Raw genomic sequence first — 2856 nt, forward strand, 5'->3', positions numbered from 1 at the left:
CGCGCGCCGCAGCGCTGACCTGCCCTGCGCCGGTTCCGAGAGCCTCGGCACCCGTCATCACCCGGACGTCGTCGATCCCCATCAGCTCCAGCAGCTCCTCGGCCAGTTCCGTCCCCCGGCTGGCTGTGGTTGCAGGGTCGGCTCCTGCTGCCTTGGCAAGTCCCGGATCCAGGGGTGAGCTCGTCACCAGGACCGTCGCGTCCGGGCCGCACCGCAAAAGGATGTGCGCCAGGGCCACAAGCCCATCCGGATCGCCGCCGAAGTCGTTATCCACGACCAGCAGCTCCGCCAAAGCGTTCACTCCTACGCCCCGGCCGGGACGGCCAGCACGGCAGGCACGCTGAAGCTGTGCGTGCCGGCACCGACGGTGCGCTGCTCACCGCCCGGAAGTACGACGTCGGCCTCCACTCCCCCAGGTACCGTCGCCTCGAGGCGGAACGCGCCGTCGTCGTGCTTCCATTCCACGCGGACGGTTCCGTGCGGCGTCTTCAGCGAGGTTTTGGCCCAGTCGATGCCCCCGCCCGGAACCGGCGCAATCTGCACCTTGCTGTAACCGGGTGCGAGCGGGCTGATGCCGCCGACAGTCCTGTGCAGCCAGTCCGCCATCGCGCCCAGCGCGTAGTGATTAAAGCTGGTCATCTCGCCCGGGTTGATGGTGCCGTCCGGGAGCATGGAGTCCCACCTCTCCCACACGGTGGTGGCGCCCATGGTCACCGGGTAGAGCCAGGAGGGGCAACCCTCCTCCAGCAGCAGGCGGTAGGCCTCCTCGCTGTGGCCGGTGTCCGTGAGCGCGCCGGTGATGAACGGGGTGCCCGCGAAGCCAGTGGACACCCGGTAGTTGTTTTTCCGGACCAGCTCGGCGAGGCGCTCCCCGGCGAAGTCGACGTGCTCGGCGCTGGGCAGGATCCCGAAGGCGATGGCCAGCGCGTAGACGGTGGTGCAGTCGCTGCGGATGGTGCCATCGGCGGTCACGTAGTGCTCCAGGTACGACGCCTGCACCCGTGCGGCCAGCTGTTCGAAGTACTCGGCGTCGTCCTGGTGCCCCAGCAGCCGGGCCGTTTGGGCCGTGATGGTGGCGGTGCGGAACATGCACGTGGTGGCTACTACGCCGGTGTCAGCTTTCGCGTCCCACGGCTTGTCCGGATCGGCGTCCGGGTCCAGCCAGTCGCCGAACTGGAAACCCGTGTCCCACAGTCCGGTGGGCGAGAGCAGGCCTTCCACCCGGCGGGTGTGGGAGGTCATGGATTCGTACTGGTTCTGCAGCACGGTGAGGTCCCCATAGGCCTCCCACAGCGCCCACGGCACCCAGACCGAGGCCTCGCTCCAGAGCGCTGACGATTCCGGCGCCGGGAATTCAGGCGGCTGCGGGCAGTACTTCAGCGCATCCGGAACGGTGATGGGCACAAGGCCATCCGCCGCCTTCTGCTCCGCGGCAAGGTCAAGAAGCCAGTCCTGCAGGAAACCCTTGACGTCGTAGAGGAACGCCGCGGTGGGCGCGAAGACCGCGATGTCGCCCGTCCAGCCGAGCCGCTCGTCGCGCTGCGGGCAGTCCGTGGGCAGGTCCAGGAAGTTGCCCCGCAGTCCCCAGACGATGTTGCGGTGCAGCTGGTTCACCAGTTCGTTGGAGCACTCGAAGGTGCCGGTGCGCTCCAGCTCGGAATGCACCACCACCGCCTCGAGCGAATCTTCGGAGAGCGTGCCGGGCCAGCCGGAAACTTCGGCGTAGCGGAACCCGTGGAACGTTTTGGTGGGCTCGAAGGAGTCCTCGCCGCCGGACAGGATGAACGTGTCCGTGGCCTTGGCGGACCGCAGCGGGCGGACGCCCAGCTCGCCGTCCTCCAGCACTTCGGCGTGGCGCACGGTGATGGCCTGCCCCGCCTCGCCCTGCACGGTGAAGCGCAGCCAGCCCACCAGGTTCTGGCCGAAGTCCACCAGCGTCTTGCCGCTGGGGGAGGTGAGAATTTCAACGGGACGGACGACGGCGGTACGCACCACGGGCGGGCCCACCGGCTCAGCCAGCCGGCCGGCGTCGAACTCCAAGGTGCGCACCCCGGCCCACGTTCCGGCGTCGAAGCCTGGCTCCGCCCAGCCCGGCTGGTTCCGTCGGGCGTCGATGGTCTGCCCGTCGTAGAGGTCGTTGACGGTGGTGGCGGAGGGGCCGGACTGCCAAGTGGTGTCGGAAGCGACGGTTTGGACGTGCCCGTCCTCGAACTCGATGTCCAGCTGCCCGAAGAAGCCCAGCTCATCCCCGTAGAGGTTGGACATGCCGTGCCAGGCCAGCCGCCCGCGGTACCAGCCGTTACCCAGCGATACGCCGATGACGGTTGACGGCGCCACGAGGGCCGTGACGTCGTAGCTGCGGAAGCGGAGCCGCCACTCGTAGGAGCTCCAGCCGGGGCTCAGCACGTCCTCGCCCACGGGAACGCCGTTAATCAGGGCCTCGTAGACCCCGAAGGCGGTGGCACGCAGCGTCGCCTTTGATACCGCGCCGTGCCCCTCGTCGAGGGTGAATTCCTTACGAAGCAGCGGGGCACCGTCGAAGTCTTCGTCGGGAGTGATCATGGCGGCGTGCCAGGGAGTCGAAGTCATGCGGGATGTTCCGTTCTGCAGTCTGTGGAAAAGGTATTCAGGCGTAGTGGCAGGCGACGTCGGAGCCGCCCACCGTGCGCAGGGCCGGGCGTTCGGTGGCGCAGAGATCGGTGGCCAGCGGGCAGCGGAGCCGGAAGGGGCAGCCGCCGGGCCCGGGCACCGCGGCCGCTCCCGTGCGCACGCCCAGGGACTCGCGGGCCTCCCGCCGGGCGGCCTGCTCGGCGGGCCGCGGGACCGGGGACGCGGCAACGAGGGCCTGGGTGAACG

At 69.2% G+C, this 2856-nt stretch carries 1 protein-coding gene and 2 pseudogenes; all 3 read right to left on the reverse strand.

Going from position 1 to position 2856, the window contains the following annotated elements; all coding sequences use genetic code 11:
• A pseudogene (locus FNL14_RS23370) lies at positions 1 to 292 on the reverse strand (hypothetical protein); the annotation flags it as partial.
• An 11-nt stretch (positions 293 to 303) separates the two neighbouring features.
• On the reverse strand, positions 304 to 2589 hold the full coding sequence (locus FNL14_RS17585; protein WP_142062552.1) for a glycoside hydrolase family 78 protein: 2286 nt from the start codon (positions 2587 to 2589) through the stop codon (positions 304 to 306).
• A gap of 37 nt (positions 2590 to 2626) precedes the next feature.
• A pseudogene (locus FNL14_RS17590) lies at positions 2627 to 2856 on the reverse strand (ABC transporter ATP-binding protein); the annotation flags it as partial.

The organism is Pseudarthrobacter sp. B4EP4b (assembly GCF_006680095.1).
Lineage (GTDB): Bacteria > Actinomycetota > Actinomycetes > Actinomycetales > Micrococcaceae > Arthrobacter.

Coding starts and splice junctions, on each gene's coding strand:
- FNL14_RS17585 (WP_142062552.1), bottom strand. CDS start 2,589: ATGACTTCGACTCCCTGGCACGCCGCCATGATCACTCCCGACGAAGAC.